This window comes from Brenneria izbisi (genome assembly GCF_025840185.1).
GTDB classification, from domain to species: domain Bacteria; phylum Pseudomonadota; class Gammaproteobacteria; order Enterobacterales; family Enterobacteriaceae; genus Brenneria; species Brenneria izbisi.
The window spans coordinates 1-25,404 of record NZ_JAMPJU010000015.1 but is presented as its reverse complement, the minus strand read 5'-3'; the positions used below and the strand labels follow the sequence as shown (position 1 = coordinate 25,404).

Genomic DNA, 25,404 nt, shown 5'->3' with positions numbered 1-25,404 from the left:
CTTGACACTTATCGTGCGGGCGAATTTCCTTTATAATGCTCGCCTTTTTTCACCGGACTCTAATCCAGAAAAACCATGCCGTTCAGCAACAATATCACGCTCTTTTCGGTTGTCGCGTACAGCGAAAATAGGTGGGTTGTGCGGCTGAGTAAAAGGACATCGTAATGCGTACTAAATATTGCGGGCAGTTGAATTCGTCCCATGTTGGCCAGGAAGTGACATTGTGTGGTTGGGTTAACCGCCGCCGCGATCTGGGCGGCTTGATTTTTATTGATATGCGCGATCGTGAAGGGGTGGTTCAGGTGTTCTTTGATCCTGACCGTCAGGACGCATTTAAATTGGCATCCGAATTACGCAACGAATTCTGCATTCAACTTACCGGTGTGGTGCGTGCTCGCCCTGATAGTCAGATCAACAAAGAGATGGCGACGGGTGAGATTGAAATTTTCGCCAGCGATCTGACCATCATTAACCGCGCAGAACCGTTGCCGCTGGATTCCAACCAGACCAACACCGAAGAAGCGCGTCTCAAATATCGTTATCTGGATTTACGCCGACCTGAAATGGCGCAGCGCCTGAAAGCCCGTGCGCGTATTACCAGCTTTGTTCGTCGTTTTATGGACGATCATGGTTTTCTGGATATCGAAACCCCGATGCTGACCAAAGCCACGCCGGAAGGCGCTCGCGATTATCTGGTGCCGAGCCGTGTTCACAAAGGCAAATTCTATGCGCTGCCGCAGTCGCCGCAGTTGTTCAAGCAGTTGCTGATGATGTCCGGTTTTGATCGCTACTATCAAATCGTTAAATGTTTCCGTGATGAGGATTTACGCGCCGACCGCCAACCTGAGTTCACCCAGATCGATGTGGAAACCTCATTCATGACCGCGCCGCAAGTGCGTGAAGTGATGGAGAAACTGGTGCGTGCGTTGTGGTTGGACGTGAAGGGCGTGGATCTGGGCGATTTCCCGGTGATGACCTTCGCGGAAGCGATGCGTCGCTTTGGTTCTGACAAACCGGATCTGCGTAACCCGCTGGAACTGGTGGATGTGGCTGATCTGGTCAAACATGTTGAATTTAAAGTATTCGCTGGCCCGGCCAATGATGCCAAAGGGCGGGTCGCCGTTATCCGCGTACCGGGCGGCGCCCAACTGAGCCGTAAGCAAATTGACGAGTATGGAAAATTTGTTGAAATCTATGGCGCCAAAGGGCTGGCCTACATCAAGGTCAACGATCGCGCCAAAGGTCTGGAAGGCGTACAGAGTCCGGTCGCCAAGTTCCTCAGTGAAGATGTGCTGACCGCTGTGCTGGAACGCACCGCCGCCGCTGACGGCGATATGCTGTTCTTTGGCGCGGATAGCGCCAAAGTGGTGACCGATGCGCTGGGCGCGTTGCGTCTTAAGCTGGGCCGCGATCTGAATCTGACCGCAGACGGAAGTTGGCGACCGCTGTGGGTTATCGACTTCCCGATGTTTGAAGAAGATGAAGAGGGCGGTCTGGCGGCGATGCATCATCCGTTTACCGCGCCGCGCGATATGTCGCCTTCCGAACTGGCCGCCAGCCCGGTTTCGGCCATCGCCAATGCTTACGATATGGTTATCAACGGTTATGAAGTGGGCGGGGGATCCGTGCGTATCCATAACGGCGAAATGCAGCAAACGGTATTCGGTATCCTGGGTATCAATGAACATGAGCAACGAGAGAAGTTCGGCTTCTTGCTGGATGCGTTGAAGTTCGGCACGCCGCCGCACGCGGGTCTGGCATTTGGTCTGGACCGTTTGGTGATGCTGTTGACCGGTACGGATAACATTCGTGATGTCATTGCCTTCCCGAAAACCACGGCGGCGGCCTGTCTGATGACGGAAGCGCCGAGTTTCGCCAATCCAGCGGCGTTGGACGAGTTGTCCATCGCGGTGGTAGGCAAAGGGAAAATCGCTCAGGATAGTCATTCAGAGAACGCGTGATATGGCATACAAGCGACCCGTTTCGGTTCTGGTGGTAATTTATGCCCGTGACACCGGGCGGGTGTTGATGTTGCAACGGCGTGATGATCCTGCTTTCTGGCAGTCGGTGACTGGCAGTATAGAGGAAGGGGAAAGCGCGTTGTTCGCCGCACAGCGTGAAGTTAAAGAGGAAGTTAATATTGATATATCCGCTGAGGCGTTATCACTCTTTGACTGTCAGCGCTGTATCGAGTTTGAGCTATTTGCTCATTTGAGACATCGCTATGCGCCAGGGGTGACGCGCAATACGGAGCATTGGTTCTGTCTGGCGTTGCCCACAGAGCGAAAGGTGGTTATTACCGAACACCTCGCCTACCAGTGGCTGGGAGCGCCCCGTGCGGCGCAGTTGACCAAGTCATGGAGTAACCGGCAGGCGATTGAGGAATTTGTTATTTATCCGGCCTGAACAGGCTTTTTTCGGAGATTTTTATGGCAGGTCATAGTAAGTGGGCTAATACAAAACATCGTAAAGCAGCGCAAGACGCCAAACGCGGCAAGATATTCACCAAAATTATCCGCGAACTGGTCACCGCCGCCCGGTTGGGCGGCGGCGATCCGGGATCGAACCCGCGTCTGCGCGCTGCGATCGATAAAGCACTGTCCAACAACATGACGCGCGATACCCTAAACCGCGCCATTGCCCGCGGCGTGGGGGGCGACGAAGACAACAACATGGAAACCATCATTTATGAAGGTTACGGTCCCGGCGGTACGGCGGTGATGGTGGAGTGTCTGAGCGACAACCGTAATCGTACCGTTTCCGAGGTTCGCCATGCGTTTACCAAATGCGGCGGTAATCTGGGAACCGACGGCTCGGTCGCCTACCTGTTCAGTAAGAAAGGCGTAATCGCTTATGCACCGGGTCTGGATGAGGATACGGTCATGGATGCGGCGCTGGAAGCGGGCGCTGATGACGTGGTGACGTATGATGACGGCGCGATTGACGTTTTCACCCCGTGGGAAACCTTCGGGGAAGTGAAAGACGCATTGGACGCGGCTGGTCTGGTGGCTGAATCCGCGGAAGTTTCCATGATCCCTTCCACCAAAGCGGACATGGATGCCGAAACCGCACCGAAACTGATGCGTCTTATTGATATGCTGGAAGATTGCGATGACGTGCAGGAGGTTTACCATAACGGCGAGATCTCCGACGAGGTGGCGGAACTGCTGTGATGGCAACCCGATAATGCAGGGGGAACCACGCCTGATTGATAAACGAACCGGTGGAGCGATGCGATGACGATTATTCTGGGCATCGATCCCGGTTCGCGCGTAACGGGTTACGGCATCGTTCGTCAGCAAGGACGTCAACTGACTTACCTGGGCAGCGGTTGTATCCGCACCGTGGTGGATGACATGCCGACACGACTTAAACTGATTTACGCAGGCGTCAGTGAAATTATCACGCAATTTCGACCGGACTGTCTGGCAATCGAACAGGTGTTCATGGCCAAGAACCCGGACTCGGCGTTAAAGCTGGGGCAGGCACGCGGAGCGGCGATTGTCGCCGCTGTCAATCAGGACATTCCGGTGGCGGAATACGCCGCCCGGCTGGTAAAACAAACGGTAGTGGGCACCGGCGCGGCGGATAAAAAGCAGGTGCAGCATATGGTGCGTTCGTTACTGAAACTGTCCGCCAGTCCGCAGGCCGATGCCGCCGATGCGCTGGCTATCGCCATTACTCACTGCCATTTCAACCATAGCCTGATTCGTGCCGCGACCGGGAAAATCAATCCGCTGGCGGGCCGGTTACGCTGAATTACAAGGCTGGATATTTATCCAGCCTTATTTATGCTATAAGCTATACCCTATTCTTTGCTGATAAACGTAAAAGGAAGATCAACGTGATAGGTCGTCTCCGAGGCATTATTCTGGAAAAACAGCCGCCGCAGGTGCTGATAGAAGCGAACGGCGTTGGCTATGAAGTCCACATGCCGATGACTTGCTTTTACGAACTCCCTGATTTGGCGCAGGAAGCGGTGATTTTTACCCACTTTGTGGTGCGCGAGGACGCGCAACTGTTATTCGGTTTCAACGATAAACAAGAGAGAGCGCTGTTCCGTGAACTGATCAAAGTGAACGGCGTGGGGCCGAAACTGGCGCTGGCAATCCTTTCCGGCATGTCCGCCACCCAGTTTGTCAGCGCGGTTGAACGGGAAGAGATCAACGCACTGGTGAAATTACCGGGCGTGGGTAAGAAAACCGCCGAGCGGCTGGTGGTCGAAATGAAAGATCGTTTTAAAGGACTCAGTGGCGATCTGTTCAATTCGACAAGCGAAGCGCCGGTAAAACCGTCTTCCTCCTCCGTAAACAATGAATCCGGCGATCCTGAGGCAGAAGCCGCTTCCGCACTGATTGCGCTGGGCTATAAACCTCAGGAAGCAAGCAGGATGGTGGCCAGGGTTGCTCATCCTGATGCGGATTGTGAGACTCTGATCAGAGACGCGTTGCGCGCGGCGCTGTGAGGTATGCATGATTGAAGCTGATCGTTTGATATCCGCCGAAGCGATTCCCGAAGAGGAAAGCATAGACCGCGCGATCCGTCCGAAATTGTTGTCGGAATACGTGGGACAACCGCAGGTTTGTGAACAGATGGAGATTTTCATCCAGGCGGCGCGTAAACGCGGCGATGCGCTGGATCATCTGCTGATTTTTGGCCCGCCGGGGCTGGGTAAAACGACGCTGGCGAATATTGTCGCCAATGAAATGGGCGTCAATCTGCGTACCACTTCCGGGCCGATATTAGAGAAGGCCGGGGATCTGGCGGCGTTGTTGACCAACCTTGAACCCCACGATGTGCTGTTTATTGATGAGATTCATCGCCTGTCGCCGGTGGTGGAAGAGATCCTGTATCCAGCGATGGAAGATTATCAACTGGATATCATGATTGGCGAAGGGCCGGCGGCGCGTTCCATCAAACTTGATTTACCGCCCTTTACGCTTATCGGCGCGACGACGCGCGCGGGATCGTTGACCTCGCCGCTACGCGATCGCTTTGGTATTGTGCAGCGTCTGGAGTTTTATAAGGTCGCCGATTTACAGCATATTGTCAGCCGCAGCGCGCAATGTCTGGGGCTGGATCTGACTTACGACGGCGCGTTGGAAGTGGCCCGGCGCTCACGCGGAACGCCGCGCATCGCCAACCGGTTGCTGCGCCGGGTACGGGACTTTTCGGAAGTCAAATCCGCAGGGGCGATCACCGCGGAGGTGGCAACGCGGGCGCTGGATATGCTGGCGGTGGATACCGAGGGGTTCGACTATATGGATCGCAAGTTGCTGCTGGCGATCATCGAGAAGTTTACCGGCGGCCCGGTGGGGCTGGATAATCTGGCGGCGGCGATTGGCGAGGAGCGGGAAACCATTGAAGATGTGTTGGAGCCATTTTTGATTCAACAGGGCTTTATTCAGCGCACATCGCGCGGACGCATGGCGACGCAACATGCGTATCGTCATTTCGGTTTGACGCGCGAGGAATAAATGCTCGCGCGGCGCGCAGCCTGGCAATAACCTGTTTCACAACCCGCTAGCTTGCGATCAGGCGGGTTGTTTCTTGATTAAACTGGCAATGAACAGCATCGATGCGCACAACACCACGGACGGTCCCGCCGGGGTGTTGTAAAGCGCGGAAAACGCCAGACCGCCAGTAATGGCAACCATGCCGAATCCTACCGCAAATCCAGCCATCTGTTCCGGCGTGCGGGCAAAACGTCGGGCGCTGGCTGCGGGAATGATCAATAGTGAAGTAATGATCAACGCGCCGACAAACTTCATGGCGATGCCGATAGTCAATGCCGTGACCAGCATCAGGAGCAGTTTACCGCGCTGAAGTTTCACGCCATCGACATGCGCCAGTTCAGGACTGATGGTCATGGAGAGCAGGGCGCGCCATTGCCACATCATCACCGCCGTCACCAGTGTCACGCCGGCACCGATAATCCAGAGATCGTCCGAGGTTACCGAGAGCAAATCGCCAAACAGGTAAGCCATCAGATCAACGCGTACATTATCCATCAGGCTGACGACCACCAGCCCCAGTGACAGCGCGCTGTGCGCCATAATGCCCAGCAAGGTATCGATAGCCAGATACGGACGCCGCTCCAGCCACACCAGCCCCAACGCCAATGCCAGCGTCACGGCAATGACGGCATAAAAAAGATGAATATCCAGCAGCAGACCGAAAGCCACCCCTAGCAACGAGGCATGGGCCAGGGTATCGCCGAAATAGGACATCCGTCGCCAGACCACAAAGGAGCCAAGCGGACCTGCCGCCACGGACAGAAACATGCCTGCCAGCCAACCGGGAAGGAGAAGCTCAATCATTGGTCGCGCTCCCTTGTTTCTTCAGCACAATCTTCTTTCTTCTTCTTCAGTACAATCCGGCCATGTAAATCATGACGATGATTATGCTGATGACGATAAATCGCCAGTTGTTCCGCGCCGCGATGACCGAACATGGCCAAAAATTCGGGGTGCAGAGAAACCACTTCCGGGGTGCCGGAGCAACAGATATGTTGATTGAGGCATAGCACTTCATCGGTTTTTGCCATCACCAGATGGAGATCGTGTGAAACCATCAGTACGCCGCAATTGAATTCCCGCCGCAACTGATTGATTAAATCATAAAGGGCAAGCTGACCGTTCACATCCACCCCTTGCGTCGGCTCATCCAACACCAAAAGCTGCGGTTGACTCAGTAGTGCTCGCGCCAGCAAGACGCGTTGTGTTTCGCCGCCAGACAGTTTTTGCATCGGTTGTTCCAGCAGATGAGTCGCCTGAACGCGCTCAAGCGCGGGCAAAATATCCGACTGTTTCACGCTGGGACGCAGGCGCATAAAACGGTTGACGGTTAGCGGCAGCGTGGCATCAAGATGCAGTCTCTGCGGCACGTAGCCAATGCGCAGCCCCGGCGTTTGTCGTACTGAACCGGAGGTCGGGGACAGCAGCCCCAGAACGACGCGCACCAACGTTGATTTTCCTGCGCCGTTCGGCCCAAGAAGCGTAAGAATTCGTCCCGCCTGTAAACTTAGCGAGATAGCCGACAGCACTTTCCGGCTGCCAAATGACACGGAAATATTATTGAGTGATACCAAAGTGGACATATAATTCGAGTTGCACAGATTTTGTAATGTTATAATATAACAAATCACACATTAAATGTCGATGAGATAGCCTTCGATGCAAAAGCGTATTCAGCAAAAAAAATGGTTAAAAAGTGTGTTTGTCGCCAGCGCCCTGATCACAACGGGAGCGTCGATCACCGTCGCTTCCGCCGCTGTGGTGACCTCAATCCGTCCGTTGGGATTTATTGCTTCGGCAATAACGGAAGGCATAACACCAGCCGAGGTATTGCTGCCTGATGGCGCATCGCCCCACGATTATGCCTTGCGCCCGTCCGATGTCCAGCGATTACGATCCGCCGAACTGGTTATTTGGGTCGGCCCTGAATTGGAAACATTTTTAGGGAAACCGCTATCACAGATCGCGGCTGGCAAACAGATTACGCTGGCGAACGTGTCTGGCATCAAGGCCGACATGATCAAAGAATCGGCCCAGCAACATGACCACGACGCTGACCACGCAAGCGGGCAGTCCGAGCATGAAACAGAGGACGATGGACACCATCATGGCGAGTACAATATGCACATTTGGCTCTCGCCAGAGATGTCAAAACAGGCGGCAATGGCCATTCATGCAAAATTATTGGAACTTATGCCGCAAAATAAAGACAAACTAGACGCGAATCTGCTTTATTTCACGGATAAAATCGCGCAGACAGATGAAAAAGTTGCTAAGATGCTAGCGCCTGTGCAGGGCAAGGGATATTTCGTGTTTCATGATGCCTATGGGTATTTTGAGAAACACTACGGTTTAAGCCCGTTGGGGCATTTTACAATTAATCCCGCGATTCAACCTGGCGCACAGCGCTTACATCATATTCGAACACAGTTGGTTGAGCATAAAGCCGTATGTGTTTTTGCTGAACCACAATTCAGGCCAGCCGTTATTAATGCTGTCGCCAAGGGAACTGACGTGCGCTCGGGCGTGCTGGATCCATTGGGAAGCAATATCGCACTGGGTAAAGATAGCTATGCGAATTTCCTGTTGCAGTTATCAAACCAGTACCGCGGCTGTCTGGAGGAAAAATCATGAGGATACGAATAAGTGCAGCAGATAGTCCGAACTATCGCTCTGGCGTATAACAGCTTACCTCGGCCCCATCGCGTCATGTTGGGGTCGCTTACCGTTGTGACATTGGCCGTTGCTGTTTGGCGGCCTTTTGTTTATCCCCCTGTCAATGATGCCCCGGTGGTGGTGAAAGATATCGCATTGGAAGCCAACCAATTGCGGACGCTTACCCCGGAAGCCAGCGAACCGATCGATCAGCCTGCGCCGGATGACGAAATTCCGCAGGACGAACTGGATGACAAAGTCACTGATGAAAGCAACATCCATGAATATGTCGTGTCAACGGGCGATACGCTGAGCAGTATTCTTACCCAGTATGGCATTGATATTGCCGATATCACGCAGCTTGCAGAGCAAAATAAAGATCTGCGTAATCTGAAAATTGGGCAGCAAATCTCCTGGGAACTGGGTGAAAAGGGCGAATTGCAGAGTTTGACCTGGCAAATGTCCCGCCGTGAAACCCGTATCTATGAGCGTGTCGGCGCTGATTTCAAAGAAAGAATCGAGATGCTGAAAGGAGAGTGGCGTAACGCCGTTCTCAATGGTCGGTTGAATGGTAGTTTCGTCAACAGCGCCAGAAACGCGGGGCTGAGCAATAGTGAAGTCAGCGCTGTGATCAAAGCGCTACAATGGCAACTGGATTTTCGTAAGTTACGCAAAGATGACACCTTCTCCGTGCTACTGTCCCGGGAAATACTGGACGGTAAGAGCGAGCAAAGCGAACTATTGGGTGTGCGTCTGAATACTGGCGGAAAAGATTATTATGCGATTCGTGCGGAAGACGGCAAATTCTACGATCGCGAAGGCTCTGGTTTAACGCGTGGTTTTATGCGTTTCCCCACCATGAAACAGTTCCGCATTTCTTCCAATTTCAGCCCTCGTCGTATTAATCCGGTGACCGGTCGTGTCGCGCCGCACAAAGGTGTCGATTTCGCGATGCCGATAGGCACGCCGGTGTTGGCGGTTGGCGATGGCGAAGTGCTGATTGCCAAGCGCAGCGGCGCGGCGGGTAATTATGTGGTCATTCGTCACGGGCGGCAGTACACCACACGCTTTATGCACCTGAACCGCATTCTGGTGAAACCAGGGCAGAAAGTGAAACGTGGCGATCGCATCGGTTTATCAGGCAATACCGGTCGTTCCACCGGACCACACCTGCATTATGAATTCTGGATCAACCAGCAGGCAGTCAATCCGCTAACGGCCAAGTTGCCGCGTTCCGAAGGGCTGACGGGTAAAGAGCGCCGCGATTACCTGGCTAAGGTAAATGAAGTGATCCCACAGCTAGCGTTTGATTAACCCCAGGCGATGTTTTTTCTGCCGGTAGCTTGCTGCCGGCGTTTTCATTTATAGGTTCCTGATTTTTGGTTGTGCTTTTATGATAGCGCCACAGCCATTGGCAATTGTCATTACCTTTGATTTGTATAAAGAGTTTATGCATGGAAAACGAGAAGAAAATGGGTGCTGAGTTTATCCCTCAGTTTCAACGAGCCTTTTATCATCCGCGTTATTGGGGCGTTTGGCTGGGCGTTGGCTTAATGGCGGCAGCCGCTTATGTTCCTGCGCGATTAAGAAATCCGATTCTGGGCGGAATGGGGCGTTTTGTTGGCCGCTTGTCGAAAGGCGCCCGCCGCCGGGCCCGCATTAATCTGTTGTACTGCATGCCTGAATTGACCGAGGCACAACGTGAAACCATTATCGATGATATGTTCGCAACAGCCCCTCAATCGATGATCATGATGGTGGAAGTGGGGATTCGTAATCCCAGAAATGTGGAAAAATATGTGCGCTGGCATGGCGAAGAAATAGTGAATAAATTGAAACAGCAGCAACGGAATGTGATCTTTCTGGTGCCGCATGGCTGGGGTGTGGATATTCCGGCAATGTTGATGTCGTCGCGTGGCCAGCCTATGGCCGCGATGTTCCACAATCAAAAAAATGCTCTGGTGGATTACTGGTGGAATCGTCTGCGCCGCCGTTTTGGTGGGCGGATTCATGCGCGTAATGATGGCATCAAACCATTTATCAGTTCAGTACGTAACGGATGCTGGGGATATTATCTACCGGATCAGGATCATGGCCCGGAACACAGCGAGTTTGTTGATTTCTTCGCCACTTACAAGGCGACGCTGCCCGCGCTGGGGCGTTTGATGAAAGTTTGCCGGGCCGATATCGTCCCGCTGTTTCCGGTGTATAACGCCAAAACGTGCTGTCTTGATGTCTTTATTCGCCCGCCGATGGATGATTTGGCGGATGCTGATGATGAGCGTATTGCCCGTCGCATGAATGAAGAAGTGGAAATTCTGGTCAGACCGAATCCAGAACAATATACGTGGATACTGAAACTGCTAAAAACCCGCAAACCGGGTGAAATTGAACCCTATTGCCGTGATGATCTTTATAAGTAATTGCGTTTCCACCACCGACGATGCGTTTTGCTGATAATTAAAAAGCCGGATGATAAGGGTTATCATCCGGCTTTGATGATCAACGCCCCGGCGCAGCGATGTGCGATTATTCCACGCGCAGAATACGGATGGTGTTGGTCGTACCGATCGTCCCCATCACATCGCCTTGCGTCACAATAACCAGATCCCCGGACATCAGGTAACCTTTATCGCGCAGCAGGATAACCGCATCGTTGGCTGCGGCGACGCCGTCGGTGTAGCTGTCGAAATGGACTGGCGTCACGCCGCGATACAGCGCTGTCAGGTTCAGCGTATGCTCATGGCGCGACATGGCAAAAATCGGCAGGCCGGAACTGATGCGAGACATCATCAGCGCGGTGCGGCCTGATTCGGTCATGGCTATCAGCGCTGTTACCCCTTTCAGATGGTTAGCGGCATACATGGAAGACATGGCGATTGACTCTTCCGTGTTATCAAACTGCACGTCGAGACGATGCTTGGAAACATTGATGCTGGGTATTTTCTCCGCGCCAATACATACTTGCGCCATCGCTGAGACGGTTTCCGCCGGATATTGTCCCGCCGCGGTTTCGGCGGAAAGCATCACCGCATCGGTGCCATCCAGCACGGCGTTGGCAACATCCATGACTTCGGCGCGGGTGGGCATTGGGTTGGTGATCATGGACTCCATCATCTGCGTAGCGGTGATGACCGCACGGTTTAACTGACGCGCACGGCGGATCAACTTCTTCTGAATACCCACCAGTTCGGGATCGCCGATCTCGACGCCCAAATCTCCACGCGCCACCATCACGACATCAGAAGCCAGAATAATGTCATCCATGGCTTCATCGGAACAGACCGCTTCCGCACGCTCGACTTTGGACACGATTTTGGCATGGCAGCCTGCGTCACGCGCCAGACGACGGGCATAGTTCAGATCTTCACCAGTGCGTGGGAAGGAGACGGCCAGATAATCCACGCCGATTTTTGCCGCGGTGATAATGTCAGCCTTATCTTTTTCGGTTAAGGCTTCGGCGGACAGGCCGCCGCCCAACTTGTTGATCCCTTTGTTATTTGACAGCGGACCGCCGACAGTGACTTCGGTATAGACTTTCATGCCTTCAACCTGAAGGACTTTCAATTGTACGCGACCATCATCCAATAACAGGATGTCGCCCGGAACCACGTCGGCCGGCAGACCTTTATAGTCGATACCGACTTTCTCTTTATCGCCTTCGCCTTTGGATAAGTTGGCATCCAACAGAAATTTGTCGCCCACATTCAGGAAAATTTTGCCTTCCTTAAAGGTGGACACCCGAATTTTCGGTCCCTGCAAATCGCCAAGAATGGCGACATGACGGCCTAGTCTGGCCGCAATTTCACGAACTTTGTTGGCACGTAATTGATGGTCTTCCGGCGTGCCGTGCGAAAAATTCATGCGTACTACATTAGCGCCCGCGTTAATAATCTTTTCAAGATTATTGTCACGGTCAGTAGCTGGCCCCAGGGTGGTAACAATTTTGGTTCTTCTGAGCCGTCTGGACATGTATAACTCCGTTGACTTGTGAAGCGGTAGTGTTGCGATTAATGTCAGGTAACGCGGTAAAATGTAACTTTACAACAAAACTATTTCATCCATAGCGTCTTGAATCATCGTTGCGCCGATGAGATATCCGTTACCCGAGTGCCGAGTTGAGTCTGGGTTGTTATTATCTGTTTTAGTTCTATCACTAGAATAGTGCAAAAATAAAATAGCCTAAGTATTAATAAATTATCGGAAAAGGTTGCCTAATCCTTCCTCTTTATCAAACCGCGATTCGCGTAATGCTTCCTTGACTCGCTTCAAGTTATCGCGGAATTTTGTTCCGCGCCGTAGCGTAAAGCCGGTAGCCAGTACATCAATGAGCGTGAGTTGCGCAATACGCGAAACCATCGGCATGTAGACATCGGTATCCTCTGGCACATCAACCCGTAGCGTCAATGATGCTTCGCGGGCCAACGGCGTGCCGACCGAAGTGATCGCGATAACGATGGCGTCGTTCTCTCTTGCCAACCGCGCCATTTCCACCAGGCTTTTTGTGCGCCCGGTATGCGAAATCAGCACCACGACATCGCCGTCGCTGGAGTTCATGCAACTCATGCGCTGCATGACGATATCGTCAAAATAAACCACGGGAATATTGAAACGAAAGAACTTGTTCATTGCATCATGAGCGACGGCGGCGGACGCGCCGAAGCCAAAAAAAGAAATCTTTTTCGCCTGGGTGAGCAGATCCACCGCCCGGTTGACGGCGGCAATATCCAGACAGGATTGTACATGCTCCAGCCCAGCCATGGTCGATTCAAAGATTTTGCTGGTATAAGCCTCTACACTATCATCTTCTTCGACGTTACGGTTCACATAAGGTGTGCCGTTCGCCAGACTTTGAGCCAGATGTAGTTTAAAATCAGGAAAGCCTTTGGTTTCAAGACGACGACAGAAGCGATTGACGGTGGGCTCGCTGACATTAGCCATCTTAGCCAGCGTAGCGATACTTGAGTGAATTGCTGTTTGCGGAGCGTTCAGGATAACTTCAGCAACCTTTCTTTCAGACTTGCTCAAGAGTTCCAAATGACTCTGAATTTTTTCCAGCATATTCATATAACAATGGCCATATAAATTTTCCGATTTCAACTAAAGGCGCAACTGATGCGGACTTGGTGAAAATATACTACGACCCTGCAACGGTTGGCAGAGAAAAAAGGGGGAAGTTGGACGCTTTTTTTGCCAGAACATGACTTGTGTCTAACTTTCAGAAAAGTAATCCGCTGTCAGAAACGATAAAAAATTTCTGTTTGGGGCATCGGCAATCAGCATGGCGGCAAGGATCATCAGTCAGTTTTTAATGAGCCGCCGCGCGCCCGCATCGGATTTTGAGCCGTTGTTACGGTTTACTGGTTATAGTCAAAAAGAGTACATTATCGCTGTAATAAAATTACAGCATCCTGCAACGAGGAGATGATCATGGCGGTTACGTCTACAGCCCAGGCATGCGACCTGGTTATTTTCGGCGCGAAAGGCGATTTGGCGCGCCGCAAATTGCTGCCTTCCCTGTATCAGTTGGAAAAAGCGGGCCATATCCACCCGGAAACCCGGATTATTGGCGTCGGCAGAGCCGAGTGGGATAAGAAAGCGTATACCGGCGTGGTGCGTGAAGCGCTGGAAACGTTCATGAAAGAACCCATCGACGAAGCGCTGTGGGATACGCTGAGTAACCGGTTGGCGTTCTGTAACCTTGATGTTGAAGATACGAAAAACTTTAGCAAACTGGGCAAGATGCTTGACCAGAAAAATCGCACCACCATCAATTATTTCGCCATGCCGCCCAGCACTTTTGGCGCGATTTGCCGCGGTCTGGGCGCTGCCGGGTTAAACAAGGAACCGGCGCGCGTGGTGATGGAAAAACCGTTGGGCAAAGATCTGGCGTCTTCATGCGTGATTAACGATCAGGTTGCCGAGTTTTTCGATGAGTGTCAGGTCTATCGCATCGACCATTATTTAGGCAAGGAAACGGTATTGAACTTGTTGGCATTGCGTTTTGCCAACTCGCTGTTTTCCGCAAACTGGGATAACCGCACCATCGATCATGTGCAGATCACCGTCGCGGAAGAAGTGGGCATTGAGGGGCGCTGGGGCTATTTTGACCAGGCAGGACAGATGCGCGACATGATCCAGAACCATCTGTTGCAGATCCTGACCATGATTGCCATGTCGCCGCCGTCTGATTTGACCACCGACCGCATCCGTGATGAGAAAGTGAAAGTATTGCGTTCGCTGCGTCGTATCGATCGCAGCAACGTGCATGAAACGACCGTGCGCGGACAATACACCGCTGGCTTCGTTCAGGGAAACAAAGTGCCGGGCTATCTGGAAGAAGACGGCGCGAACAGAACCAGCAGCACCGAAACCTTTGTGGCGATCCGCGTGGATATTGATGACTGGCGCTGGTCTGGCGTGCCGTTCTACCTGCGTACCGGTAAACGGTTGCCGACGAAATGTTCCGAAGTCGTGGTGTATTTCAAAAATCCGGCGCTCAATCTATTCCATGATTCTTACCAGCAATTGCCGCAGAACAAGCTGATTATTCGCTTGCAGCCGGATGAAGGCGTGGAAATCCAGATCCTGAACAAAATTCCAGGGCTGGAGCACAAGCATCGTCTGCAAACGGTCAAATTGGATTTGAGCTTCTCGGAAACGTTTAATCAACAGCATCTGGCGGATGCTTATGAGCGTCTGTTGCTGGAAACCATGCGGGGTATTCAGGCGCTGTTTGTGCGCCGTGATGAAGTGGAAGAAGCCTGGAAATGGGTGGATTCCATCATGGATGCCTGGTCGATGGATAATGACGCGCCGAAGCCTTATCAGGCGGGAAGCTGGGGGCCGGTGGCTTCCGTTGCGATGATCACCCGTGATGGGCGTTCCTGGAACGAGTTTGAATAATAATAAAGCGTAAACAACGCGGTCGGACATCTGTATGCGATGCAGATCCCTGTGGCAGGGGCGCGCTGTCTAATTAAATGGTGCCTGTGGGCATGAGTGGAGATAACTTTTGATGAAAAACTGGAAAACCAGCGCGGAACAGATTTTGACCGCGGGGCCTGTGGTGCCTGTTATTGTGGTCAATAAACTGGAGCACGCCGTACCGATGGCAAAAGCGTTGGTCGCGGGTGGCGTTCGCGTTCTGGAACTGACATTGCGTACCGACTGTGCGATAGAAGCAATTCGCGTTATCGCGCAAGAAGTGCCTGACGCTATCGTTGGCGCAGGAACGGTCACCAATCCTCAGCAACTGGCAGCTGTCGTCGAAGCCGGCGCCCAATTCGCCATCAGCCCTGGGTTGACCGAACCGTTGTTGAAAGCGGCCACCGCCGGCGCCATTCCGTTGATCCCCGGTATCAGTACGGTTTCTGAATTGATGCTGGGTATGGATTACGGTTTGCGGGAGTTCAAGTTTTTCCCGGCGGAAGCCAATGGCGGCGTGAAAGCGTTACAGGCCATCGCCGGCCCGTTCGCGCATATCCGTTTCTGTCCGACGGGCGGAATTACACCGAATAACTACCGCGATTATCTGGCGCTGAAAAGCGTACTGTGCGTAGGCGGCTCCTGGCTGGTGCCGAACGATGCGTTGGAAAGCGGTGACTACGCGCGGATCACCGAACTGGCGCGTGAAGCGGTTGCAGGCGCGAAAGCGTAATTCGATCCTGCCGGTTTGCATAAGCCACCCAAAAAATCGGGTGGCTTTTTTTATCGTACTTTTAGCCGCTGACCTTGATCGCCACTGCCGCTTTTTTCGCTAATTCCACCGCATCGTCCGTAGTTTCCGCCGTTGCCAGCGCCACGCCCATGCGACGCTGTCCGCTGATGTCGGGCTTGCCGAACAGCCGGATCTGGGTGTGCGGCAGCAGGGCGCTTTCCAGGCCCTGATAACGAACATTGCGGCTATCCAGTTGCGGCAGGATCACGGCAGACGCCGCTGCACCGTATTGACGGATCGCGCCGATCGGCAAGCCGAGAAACGCACGTACATGTAAAGCGAATTCCGACAGATCCTGAGAAATCATCGTGACCATGCCGGTATCGTGCGGGCGAGGGGAGACTTCGCTGAAGATCACTTCGTCGCCACAAACGAACAGTTCAACGCCGAACAGACCATAACCGCCCAGCGCTTTAACCACCTGAGAGGCGATCGCCTGCGCACGTTGCTGCGCCAGCGCGCTCATTTGTTGCGGCTGCCAGGACTCACGATAATCGCCGTCTTCCTGACGATGGCCAATCGGCTCACAGAAATGAATCCCGTCAACAGCGTGAATGGTCAGCAGCGTGATCTCGAAATCGAACCTGACCAGACCTTCAACGATAACCCGTCCGCCGCCGGCGCGACCGCCTTGTTGCGCGTACTGCCAGGCTTTTTCCAACTGTTGTGGTTCGCGGATCAGGCTTTGACCTTTGCCGGATGAACTCATCACCGGCTTAACAATGCAAGGATAGCCGATATCCGTCACCGCCTGCCGGAAACTGGTTTCACTGTCCGCAAAACGGTAGGTGGAGGTCGGCACGCCCAATTGTTCCGCCGCCAGACGACGAATACCTTCGCGATTCATCGTCAGAAGGGTGGCTTGCGCGCACGGCACCACCTGGTGGCCTTGCTCTTCCAGTTTCACCAGCATATCGGTGGCGATGGCTTCAATCTCAGGGACGATGTAATCTGGACGCTCCGCTTCAACCAGTGCTTTTAACGCTTCGCCATCCAGCATGTTAATGACGTGGCTGCGATGTGCGACTTGCATCGCTGGCGCATCGGCATAGCGATCAACTGCGATAACTTCAATCCCCAGGCGTTGACACTCAATCGCCACTTCTTTGCCTAGTTCACCGGAACCGAGCAACATCACGCGTGTGGCGTCGGTACGCAGGGCCGTTCCAATTGTTAACATAACGTCTACCTGATCGGGTTGTAAAAAATTGCCGCTTGCGACGGTCTGTAAGGTGACGGGCAGGACGCCCATCGTAAAAATGCGCGCAGTATAAACGAAAACGTTTGCGTACGCACCACGCGCCATAAGCGTGCGACGGCTGGACAAAAAGTCAGAGAATGGTGGGGCCTTGCTTGGCATCGCCGGAGAATCATGCAACCCTGCATAAAGTTAAAAGATTTTTATTCCATAACGAGAGGGGGAATCAAACGTAATGAGCGCACCGCAAGCAGAAAAAAGACCCCATCCGCTGACTGCGTATGGCGACACGCGTATCGATAACTACTATTGGCTGCGTGATGACCAGCGAGCCGACCCGCAGGTATTGGATTATCTGCAACAGGAAAACCGTTACTGTAACGAAGTGATGGCGCCTTATCGCGATCTTCAACAGGAACTGTATGACGAAATGGTTAAACGGATACCGTCTGAAGATATGTCTGTGCCTTATGTACGCAATGGTTATCGCTACCAGAGTCATTATGAGCCGGGCAAAGAATATCCGATTTATCGGCGTCAGACTGAACAGGACTCGACTGCATGGGAAACGTTGCTGGATGGTAATCAGCGAGCGGAGAATCATGATTTCTACAGCCTGGGCGCATTGAAAGTCAGCCCCAATAACCAGATTCTGGTGCTGTCAGAGGATTTTCTGTCCCGCCGGCAATATGATATTCGCTTTCGTGACCTGACAACGGGGAAATGGCTGCCGGATGTGATTGCAAAGGTTTCTGCCGGCGCCGAGTGGTCAGCCGATTCCACTGCTATCTATTATGTGCGCAAGCACCCGCAGACCTTGCTGCCGTATCAGGTTTATCGGCATCAGTTAGGCTGCGATCCCGCGAATGATGAACTGGTGTATGAAGAAACGGATGACACCTATTACGTCAGCCTGGGAAAAACCACGTCAGAGCGGTACATCACCCTCTACCTGAGCAGCACAACAACGACGGAAGTTCTGTTGATCGACGCGGCGGATGCGACGGCATTGCCGCAGGTCTTCATTCCACGTCGTAAAGACCATGAATATGCGGTAGATCATTATCAGAACTCGTTTTATCTGCGCTCCAACCGGGAAGGGAAAAACTTTGGTCTTTATCGGTCGCAAAAATCTGGCGAAAGCGAACTGGAGACCCTGATTGCGCCGTGTGAGCATCGCGTACTGGAGGGATTCGAGCTTTTCCGCGACTGGCTGGTCGTTGAGGAAAGAGAACGCGGTTTGACCAGCCTGCGACAGATCCACTGGCAAACGCGGGAAGAGAAAACCACGACGTTCAATGACGCCAGTTATGTCACCTGGATCGCCTATAATCCGTCCCCGGAAACCGCCTTGCTGCGCTATGGTTATGCATCAATGACGACGCCAAGCTCCCTGTATGAACTGAATATGGATACCGGGCAGCAGCAGTTGTTGAAGCAGGCTGAAGTAAAAAATTTTACGCCGGATAACTACCAGAGTGAGCGTCTGTGGATCAAGGCACGAGATGGCGTGGACATTCCGGTGTCGTTGGTCTATCACCGTAAACACTTCAAGCCGGGGCGCAATCCGATATTGGTCTATGGTTACGGCGCCTATGGCAGCAGCATGGACCCGGACTTTAGCGTCAGCCGATTAAGTTTGCTGGATCGCGGATTCGTCTTTGCATTGACGCATATTCGTGGCGGTGGCGAGTTGGGGCAGCAGTGGTATGACGATGGACGACTGTTGAATAAAATGAACTCATTTACTGACTTCATTGATGTTTCTCAGGCGTTAGTCGAGCAAAGTTACGGTGACAGGCAAAGTATGTTCGCCATGGGCGGTAGCGCCGGTGGATTATTGATGGGCGCAGTGGTCAATCTGGCGCCGGGTCTGTTTAAAGGTGTGGTGGCTCAGGTGCCGTTCGTGGATGTTCTGACGACCATGCTGGATGAGTCCATCCCATTAACCACCGGGGAATATGAAGAGTGGGGCGATCCAAACGACTGCGACTATTACGACTATATCCGGCAATATAGCCCGTATGATGGCATTCTGAAACAGGACTATCCCCACATGCTGGTGACCACCGGGTTGCATGACTCACAGGTCCAGTACTGGGAACCGGCAAAATGGGTAGCCAAGTTACGCGATATGAAGACGGATAATCGGTGGTTGCTGATGTATACCGATATGGACGCCGGGCATGGCGGCAAGTCAGGGCGCTTTAAACATTATGAAGATATTGCGCTGGAGTACGCGTTTTTACTGATGGTATTGGATAAGTCAGGCGGTTAACGTCCATTATGCATCAGAGTAAACCCGCTGAGGAGGCGGGTTTACCGATCAGCATCGTGACGTTAGTTAATGTCAGACTGAGGTTGAGCTTTCTTGGCCTTTTTATCCGCACGCTTTTCCTCTGCGGTTTTCAAGGGTTTTTTCTTGCTGTTCTTTTTGCTATCCATTCCTTTACTCATAGATTACCTCGCTTGTAAAAGGTTGGTTTGCTCGACCATTAACCGCTTGTTTTGTGTAATATGCAAGGAGGAAATCGGTTTTTATTGCGCAGCGGCTGAACCAAAAACGCTATTTGCTTTTAGGTTCATAGGGAAGGCGTGAGAACTGAAGTGAAAGCTGACGATAAACGGCAACGCGCTCACGAAAATAACCGCGCAGGTGTTCGGGTTGCTCCTTTTCCACCAATTCAGGAATGACAGGCATGTTATAGCGCTCCTTGAAAGCCACCCCTGATGCCGCTAAATCAACATTGACCTTATCCATCTCTTCTTTAGAAAGTTCAGCCAGGTTATGTCCCATCGCGTGTTCTCCTGATTAATCGTGACGATATGCTGGCGTCACGGTAAAGCAGCACCAACGAAATCGCAAGTTTTCGCGCGGCGCTTTCTCTCTTGCTGTCATATTGGCTGTGTTATTTGCCTTATCGAGAATGCAACAAATAGATTTTTTATTTATGCGTATCACTGACGTCGATTAATTGACTAAGTTTTATTTGGTTATCATTTTACAGCATTTTAAAACTATTGGATTTATCGATAATGATTCTGATTGATAATAAAAATGATTATCAATCAGTAAATGGTAATTTTTTGATTTTAAAGTTAAAAATTATTTATTGTTAATTAAGTTAATAAGATGTTTTTTATTCTCGCACTTCAAGGCATAATAGCCCTCAATTAATTTACCGGTCAGAGAAATAAGAGGTGTATATGTTAAAAAAAGAAATGATTCAAAAACTGAATGAGCAACTTAACCTGGAATTCTATTCTGCGAACTTGTATTTGCAAATGAGTGCCTGGTGTGGCGATAAAGGTTTTGAAGGGGCTTCCGCATTTTTGAAAGCCCATTCTCAGGAAGAGATGCAGCATATGCAGCGTTTATTCGACTACCTGGACGACACCGGCAGCCTGCCTATCCTGGGCGCCATCGCCGCGCCGCCGATAGAATTCACATCATTGTCTGACGTTTTCAAGCTGACTTATGAGCATGAACAACTTATCACCGGAAAAATCAACGAACTGGCGCATGCCGCGATGACGTTGCAAGATTATTCAACCTTCAATTTCCTGCAATGGTACGTTGCTGAGCAGCATGAAGAAGAAAAATTGTTCAAATCCATTCTTGATAAGCTGTCGCTGGTTAACACTAACGAAGGTGGACTGTTCTTCATCGATCAGGATTTGAAGAAAATGTCTGCTGGCGTGTCAGGTTCAGCAACCTGACGTTATAGCAATCTCAGCTAGCATGGGGTTCTTGCCCCATGCTGCTTCCTTTCCTCGTTTATGCCTCTGATTTTTCCTTATCCCTCGCATACTGAATCTCCGAAGCCCCATGGTGTTTTCGCACCGTACGCACACATTCTGTTATTGGCGGGCCAGCACGGTTTGCCGCTCGACTTCATGGGATACTATCGCTATGATCGTTTCATCGATTTACAGGCAACCTTATGTTTTATAAGGTCTGAAATTTGTATTGTTTCGAGCCGGACGGTTGGTAAATATGATGTTGTACAATCGTCGGGACAATCCTGTTCAGGAACCTCTGATGAAGAAACTATTGCTATCTATTGTGCTCGCTTCTCTGTCTGTGAATGCATTCGCCGCAGCAAAACTGGCAAACATCAGCCGTCTGCAATATGGAGAGCAGTGGGCCTTTACGCGAGAAGAAGTCCAGTTGATATGTCGACCCGGCAATGCGTTATATGCATTACACACTGGGACACTGATGCAATACCCGCTTAATGACGCGGCGACGGAGCAAATGAAGAGCGGTCAGGTAAACGCTAAACCGATAGATGAAATCTGGCTTGATGATCCTAAAAATCCCGGTCAAAAGAAAAGTCTGCAACCTTTTATTGAACGAGCAGAGCAACTCTGCCAGCCGGATAAACCAACCTAAAGTGATTAATTTTCATTTAGTTGTTAATTAACTGATGCTGAATGGTTATTGTGAAGTGTGAAATCTGTGCCATTTGTGATGCGTTGAAGCTGGAAAATGCGAGGGAGTTTACTATGCTTAAATGACAAGGCTAGTACAGCTTGTATAAATGCCAACTTTTAGCGCACGGCTCTCTCCCAAGAGCCATTTCCCTAGACCGGATACAGGAATCGTATTCGGTCTTTTTTTAATTGATTGATTTATAACGGATTTATTTTAACTGACCCGAAAATGCCCGAAAATGCCCGAAAATGCCCGAAATCGGCCCTAAATTCTATATCCGGTCTTTTTATAAATAGGTGTATTCTTTGCCTCTGGTATCCAGATACTTATCTGTCATTTTGGCCGATTTGTGGCCCAATAGCTTCTGTGCAAACTCCTTTCCTCGTTCCTTCTCATAGCGCCGACCGACCAGACTTCGTAGGTGTGACGTCCTCTCGCCGCTGTTATTCTGACCCCAAAAGACGGATACATTTTTTGGTAAGGAGACCGAGACTGTTTTCAGACAATCAAATTTGGCGATATACATACGCGAGAGCAGTCAAAACTAATGATGGCTGGGAACTATTGGACAAAAATAATTCGTCGTATAAATATCTTACGGTAAATATTTTAAAGATAGCGGTTACTAATAGTTATATTAGCTTCATTATTCAGAGGCGAACAGATTGAATTCTAGACTTAGCTGTTGATGTTTACTATCTTGCAAAGCAGTATGGTATCCGTGCGTCTGTGTAATTATCCGACGTATCAAAAAATACCTATGCGTTTAACGTAGTTCATCAATTTATGCTGCAATATGGTATGCATGCGCCGATTTCATCGTCGCATGCAGTTTACATCTATCTAGATAAGGCACCTGAGAACATTGGGGATAATTTTCTGTTTCCTAATTCACTTAAATGGTCATCGTCGAAATAGAATACGTCAGTCCCCTTATTTCCGTAGCATTTGTTATTTTCACATAGATATTTTGTCACATCAAGTATTTCTACGCCACAATTATTCCTCGCAATATTTTGTGCATATATTACATCTTTGTTTCTCTCATGGTAATCGCTTATTTCTATAAATATATCAACTATTTCACGATTAAACATCAAATCATGTGATAATTTTTTTGGTATATCAAAATTCATTTCTGGAACTGGAGTGGTTAAGTATACTTTTCTGTTTTTTGATATTTCACATGAGGTATGTATAATTGATGAAATATATTCTTCTCTGCTTTCTTTTGTGACCGAGTCATATTTTTTGGAAAAATATACTGCTGGCTTTCCGTACAAACTCGCTGGATTTTCGCCTTTTAATGTGCCAAGCGCGTACATTGAAGATCTGTTGATTATGATAACTGGAATATCTTGCTGTATTTTGCTAATTATTTCAATAGCATATTTATTAAACCCCTCGCAATCATGGCCATCTCTTTTGGCACCAATAAGGGTTGGACAGCCTGCATAAGCCAGTTCAAGAACACTTCCATTGCCATTAAATGAGTCGACTACAGAATTAACTATCGCATCAGCATGACTGTCTCCTAATACGATGGCTTTTAAATCACCTTTGCCAAGGATACAGTTTGATATATCAGTTTTTATTCCGGAAGCGGCTAAACATTTTTCCCCATTTGGATTTTTATCATTTGAGCTAGAAGCAACTAGTTCTAGATCTTTGTTTATCCTTCCTTCATATTTTTGATATATTGCTACTATTGATAATAATGATGCCATCATAACAAATGATAGGCTATATGCTATTTTTACAACGAGTGATTTATTAGATAATGCTCGCCTTGTCGGGACTTCAATTAAGAAATATGACGTGGCCCCCAACACTATAGAGGTAATAATACCAAGTAGCACATATATGTGCGAGCTTAAAAAACCACCATATGATAAAAATACGACGACAGGCCAGTGCCATAAATACAATGAGTAAGACCAGTTTCCTAGAGTTTGAGCTATAAAATTCCCAGTTAAAATTGAATTTTTTCTGTCTGAAAATAATACTAAAACACAACCTAATACTGGCACAAGAGCTGATAGTCCGGGCCAATCTAAATAAGTGTCAAAGAAAAAAACAGAATAGAAAATAAGTGAGAACCCAATTAGTTCAAAATGCCATGTTAGTTTTTTCCTTCTGGAAAAAAACCATGTGAGTCCGCCAGCAAGCATTTCCCATGCCCGCGCTGGGAATAAAAAGAAGGCAGCGGTAGGCCACTTTGGTGATGCATAGTATGATACTAATAATGAAATTATAGAAAAAAATATAAGACCAAGAATTGCTGCTTTCTTTCCACCCATTTTCCATAAAAACAACACCATTATTGGCAGTATTATGTAGAATTGCATCTCCACGGAAAGAGACCATGTATGAAGCAGCCATTTTTCATGTGACTCCGCATCAAAATAACCCGCCTCTCTCCAAAATTTTATATTCGATAAAAATAAAATTGCTGATAATGAATGTGTTGAAAGGTTATTGTAATCAATTGAAGGAAGCCAAAACCAGCCAATGATTAGGAGGAATATACATAACGAAAATAAAGCTGGTAATATTCTTATTAATCTAGATAGATAGAATAAAATAAAAGAAAATGATTCTTTTTCAAATCCAGATACAATGATTTTAGTCATTAAAAATCCAGAAATAACAAAAAAAACATCAACGCCTATAAATCCTCCGGAAAATCCAGTTATATTGAAATGATATAGCACAACAAATATAACTGCCCAAGCTCTAAGTCCATTGATGTCGTTTCTAAACTCTTTTATTTTGATTGTCATTTTCAGAACTCTTCTTTCTAAATTTATTATCTTGGTATATAGTAACTATGGATAATGTATCTTGTCTGCTGTACCCCACATTTCTCTATCGATGAAAAGCGCATGATTCAGACGAAAGTACATAGCAAAAATGCATAGAACTAGTGCAATAAATGATCAAAATTGATCTGTTTTCCATGCTGCTAGTTAACGAAAATAAATTGCAAAAAAACAAACTAAAACTTACTTCCTGTATAGTAAATGTATTTCAATATTATGTCGAGTGCGTCTTCAAGCTCCGTAACCGGATCAGTGTGAATCGCCAGCGCTTCGCTTTCCCTGATGTGTACAGCGACTTAAAACTCCCGAGTCCTCAATGACAGCATACGACCCGACAAGGCATAGTGTCAGCATGTCATTGTCGTCGAGTATGCAGATTGTCGTTCCGTGATAATCGATTTGTCTCATAAATTGCGCCTGACATTTTCCCGTCGATTTACAAAAAATCTAACATGTATTTGATTTCAAAGGATAGAGAAAGATGGTGTTTTTGATGGGTTTTTAGACTACATGTGAGAAATAATTTATATTATTCAAAAAGATAATTATTACATGGCGCATAAAAGAATCGTATCTTGTCTTTTTTAATTAATTGATTTTTAATAATTTTATTTTTAATGTCCGAAAATGTCCTAAATTCGATATCTGGCCTAAATCTCTATCCACTTTTTTTTACGACTCTCAAGATAGATATTTGTCATTTTCATGGACTTGTGCCAGAGTGATTTTTGAGCAAACTCTTTCCCATATTCGGCCTTATAAAGCCGTGAAGAGAGACTGCGGAGTTCATGAAAACTCGGCGCTGATTTCTCGTAAACCAGATCCGTTGCTTTGAGCGCTTTGACGAATGCTTTAATGATCGAGTCGGCATTAGGTGCGCCTGGTATTCTGCCCGATTTTCGGCTACTTGAGCTAATTAGATAGCCACTCTTACTATTCTCAAGGCAATGCTGTATGACTTCATCTACATATGTGTTCATACTAAATAACTTCGCAAAATAGTAGATCACCTGAAGGGAACTCAGTCCGAATTGTGCGATCTGATCAATCGCCAA

At 49.5% G+C, this 25,404-nt stretch carries 22 protein-coding genes and 1 pseudogene; 14 read left to right on the top strand and 9 right to left on the bottom strand.

Translation table 11 applies throughout. The features are described from left to right. The first annotated feature begins 164 nt into the window (after positions 1 to 164). From aspS to ruvB, 6 genes are all read left to right on the top strand, one after another. Positions 165 to 1,961, top strand: a complete 1,797-nt coding sequence (aspS, locus tag NC856_RS15710) for an aspartate--tRNA ligase (protein WP_264091391.1) — start codon at positions 165 to 167, stop codon at positions 1,959 to 1,961. 1 nt (position 1,962) lies between these two features. Beyond that, positions 1,963 to 2,406: a dihydroneopterin triphosphate diphosphatase gene (gene nudB, locus NC856_RS15705; protein WP_264091390.1), complete on the top strand. Its 444-nt coding sequence runs from the start codon at positions 1,963 to 1,965 to the stop codon at positions 2,404 to 2,406. Positions 2,407 to 2,429: 23 nt separating this feature from the next. Beyond that, positions 2,430 to 3,173 carry a YebC/PmpR family DNA-binding transcriptional regulator gene (locus tag NC856_RS15700; protein ID WP_264091389.1) on the top strand — a complete coding sequence of 248 codons (744 nt, stop codon included), beginning with the start codon at positions 2,430 to 2,432 and terminating at the stop codon, positions 3,171 to 3,173. A gap of 63 nt (positions 3,174 to 3,236) precedes the next feature. Further along, the gene (ruvC, locus tag NC856_RS15695) at positions 3,237 to 3,758 is read left to right on the top strand and encodes a crossover junction endodeoxyribonuclease RuvC (RefSeq protein WP_264091388.1); all 522 of its coding nucleotides are present in this window, start codon (positions 3,237 to 3,239) and stop codon (positions 3,756 to 3,758) included. A gap of 86 nt (positions 3,759 to 3,844) precedes the next feature. Further along, entirely contained in the window at positions 3,845 to 4,465 is a 621-nt protein-coding gene (gene ruvA, locus NC856_RS15690) for a Holliday junction branch migration protein RuvA (protein WP_264091386.1), read from the top strand. 7 nt (positions 4,466 to 4,472) lie between these two features. Continuing rightward, positions 4,473 to 5,477 (top strand): Holliday junction branch migration DNA helicase RuvB, encoded by a 1,005-nt coding sequence (ruvB, locus tag NC856_RS15685; RefSeq protein WP_113869235.1) that lies wholly within the window; start codon positions 4,473 to 4,475, stop codon positions 5,475 to 5,477. A gap of 57 nt (positions 5,478 to 5,534) precedes the next feature. Here the strand turns inward: ruvB and znuB are convergent, their stop codons facing one another. Both znuB and znuC read right to left on the bottom strand, forming a co-directional pair. Next, entirely contained in the window at positions 5,535 to 6,320 is a 786-nt protein-coding gene (znuB, locus tag NC856_RS15680) for a zinc ABC transporter permease subunit ZnuB (RefSeq protein WP_264091385.1), read from the bottom strand. After that, positions 6,317 to 7,099 carry a zinc ABC transporter ATP-binding protein ZnuC gene (gene znuC / locus NC856_RS15675; protein ID WP_264091383.1) on the bottom strand — a complete coding sequence of 261 codons (783 nt, stop codon included), beginning with the start codon at positions 7,097 to 7,099 and terminating at the stop codon, positions 6,317 to 6,319. The genes znuB and znuC overlap by 4 nt, the downstream gene beginning before the upstream one ends. A gap of 76 nt (positions 7,100 to 7,175) precedes the next feature. Here znuC and znuA point away from each other — a divergent pair, with 76 nt between their 5' ends. The 3 genes from znuA to lpxM all read left to right on the top strand — a co-directional run bounded on the left by znuA (position 7,176) and on the right by lpxM (position 10,594). Then, on the top strand, positions 7,176 to 8,150 hold the full coding sequence (znuA, locus tag NC856_RS15670) for a zinc ABC transporter substrate-binding protein ZnuA (protein ID WP_264091381.1): 975 nt from the start codon (positions 7,176 to 7,178) through the stop codon (positions 8,148 to 8,150). A gap of 12 nt (positions 8,151 to 8,162) precedes the next feature. Then, a complete protein-coding gene (gene mepM, locus NC856_RS15665) occupies positions 8,163 to 9,485 on the top strand; it encodes a murein DD-endopeptidase MepM (RefSeq protein ID WP_264091379.1) in 1,323 nt (440 codons plus the stop codon). 140 nt (positions 9,486 to 9,625) lie between these two features. After that, positions 9,626 to 10,594, top strand: a complete 969-nt coding sequence (lpxM, locus tag NC856_RS15660; protein WP_264091378.1) for a lauroyl-Kdo(2)-lipid IV(A) myristoyltransferase — start codon at positions 9,626 to 9,628, stop codon at positions 10,592 to 10,594. Positions 10,595 to 10,700: 106 nt separating this feature from the next. Here the strand turns inward: lpxM and pyk are convergent, their stop codons facing one another. Together pyk and NC856_RS15650 are read right to left on the bottom strand one after the other, a co-directional pair. Beyond that, a complete protein-coding gene (pyk, locus tag NC856_RS15655; RefSeq protein ID WP_264091377.1) occupies positions 10,701 to 12,143 on the bottom strand; it encodes a pyruvate kinase in 1,443 nt (480 codons plus the stop codon). A gap of 225 nt (positions 12,144 to 12,368) precedes the next feature. Continuing rightward, positions 12,369 to 13,238 (bottom strand): MurR/RpiR family transcriptional regulator, encoded by an 870-nt coding sequence (locus NC856_RS15650; protein ID WP_264091376.1) that lies wholly within the window; start codon positions 13,236 to 13,238, stop codon positions 12,369 to 12,371. A 363-nt stretch (positions 13,239 to 13,601) separates the two neighbouring features. On the opposite strand from NC856_RS15650, the gene zwf reads away from it, so the two are divergent. After that, positions 13,602 to 15,077, top strand: coding sequence for a glucose-6-phosphate dehydrogenase (gene zwf / locus NC856_RS15645; RefSeq protein WP_264091375.1), 1,476 nt, complete (start codon positions 13,602 to 13,604; stop codon positions 15,075 to 15,077). A 112-nt stretch (positions 15,078 to 15,189) separates the two neighbouring features. After that, a complete protein-coding gene (locus NC856_RS15640; protein WP_264091373.1) occupies positions 15,190 to 15,831 on the top strand; it encodes a bifunctional 4-hydroxy-2-oxoglutarate aldolase/2-dehydro-3-deoxy-phosphogluconate aldolase in 642 nt (213 codons plus the stop codon). Positions 15,832 to 15,892: 61 nt separating this feature from the next. Here NC856_RS15640 and purT read toward each other — a convergent pair whose 3' ends face one another. Beyond that, the gene (gene purT / locus NC856_RS15635; RefSeq protein ID WP_264091372.1) at positions 15,893 to 17,071 is read right to left on the bottom strand and encodes a formate-dependent phosphoribosylglycinamide formyltransferase; all 1,179 of its coding nucleotides are present in this window, start codon (positions 17,069 to 17,071) and stop codon (positions 15,893 to 15,895) included. Between the two features lie 253 nt (positions 17,072 to 17,324). On the opposite strand from purT, the gene NC856_RS15630 reads away from it, so the two are divergent. Beyond that, the gene (locus tag NC856_RS15630; RefSeq protein WP_264091371.1) at positions 17,325 to 19,367 is read left to right on the top strand and encodes a S9 family peptidase; all 2,043 of its coding nucleotides are present in this window, start codon (positions 17,325 to 17,327) and stop codon (positions 19,365 to 19,367) included. A gap of 288 nt (positions 19,368 to 19,655) precedes the next feature. Here the strand turns inward: NC856_RS15630 and NC856_RS15625 are convergent, their stop codons facing one another. Continuing rightward, a complete protein-coding gene (locus tag NC856_RS15625) occupies positions 19,656 to 19,886 on the bottom strand; it encodes a DNA polymerase III subunit theta (RefSeq protein ID WP_264091370.1) in 231 nt (76 codons plus the stop codon). Between the two features lie 410 nt (positions 19,887 to 20,296). On the opposite strand from NC856_RS15625, the gene ftnA reads away from it, so the two are divergent. Next, a complete protein-coding gene (gene ftnA / locus NC856_RS15620; protein WP_264091369.1) occupies positions 20,297 to 20,809 on the top strand; it encodes a non-heme ferritin in 513 nt (170 codons plus the stop codon). A 322-nt stretch (positions 20,810 to 21,131) separates the two neighbouring features. Continuing rightward, a complete protein-coding gene (locus NC856_RS15615) occupies positions 21,132 to 21,485 on the top strand; it encodes a YebY family protein (RefSeq protein ID WP_264091368.1) in 354 nt (117 codons plus the stop codon). Positions 21,486 to 21,813: 328 nt separating this feature from the next. Here NC856_RS15615 and NC856_RS15610 read toward each other — a convergent pair. From NC856_RS15610 to NC856_RS15600, 3 genes and pseudogenes are all read right to left on the bottom strand, one after another. Next, positions 21,814 to 21,948 (bottom strand): annotated as a pseudogene (locus NC856_RS15610) (tyrosine-type recombinase/integrase); the annotation flags it as partial. A 418-nt stretch (positions 21,949 to 22,366) separates the two neighbouring features. Continuing rightward, positions 22,367 to 24,310 carry an acyltransferase family protein gene (locus NC856_RS15605; protein ID WP_264091367.1) on the bottom strand — a complete coding sequence of 648 codons (1,944 nt, stop codon included), beginning with the start codon at positions 24,308 to 24,310 and terminating at the stop codon, positions 22,367 to 22,369. A gap of 689 nt (positions 24,311 to 24,999) precedes the next feature. After that, positions 25,000 to 25,404: tyrosine-type recombinase/integrase (locus tag NC856_RS15600; protein ID WP_264091366.1), on the bottom strand; the 405-nt coding region annotated here is incomplete at its 5' end.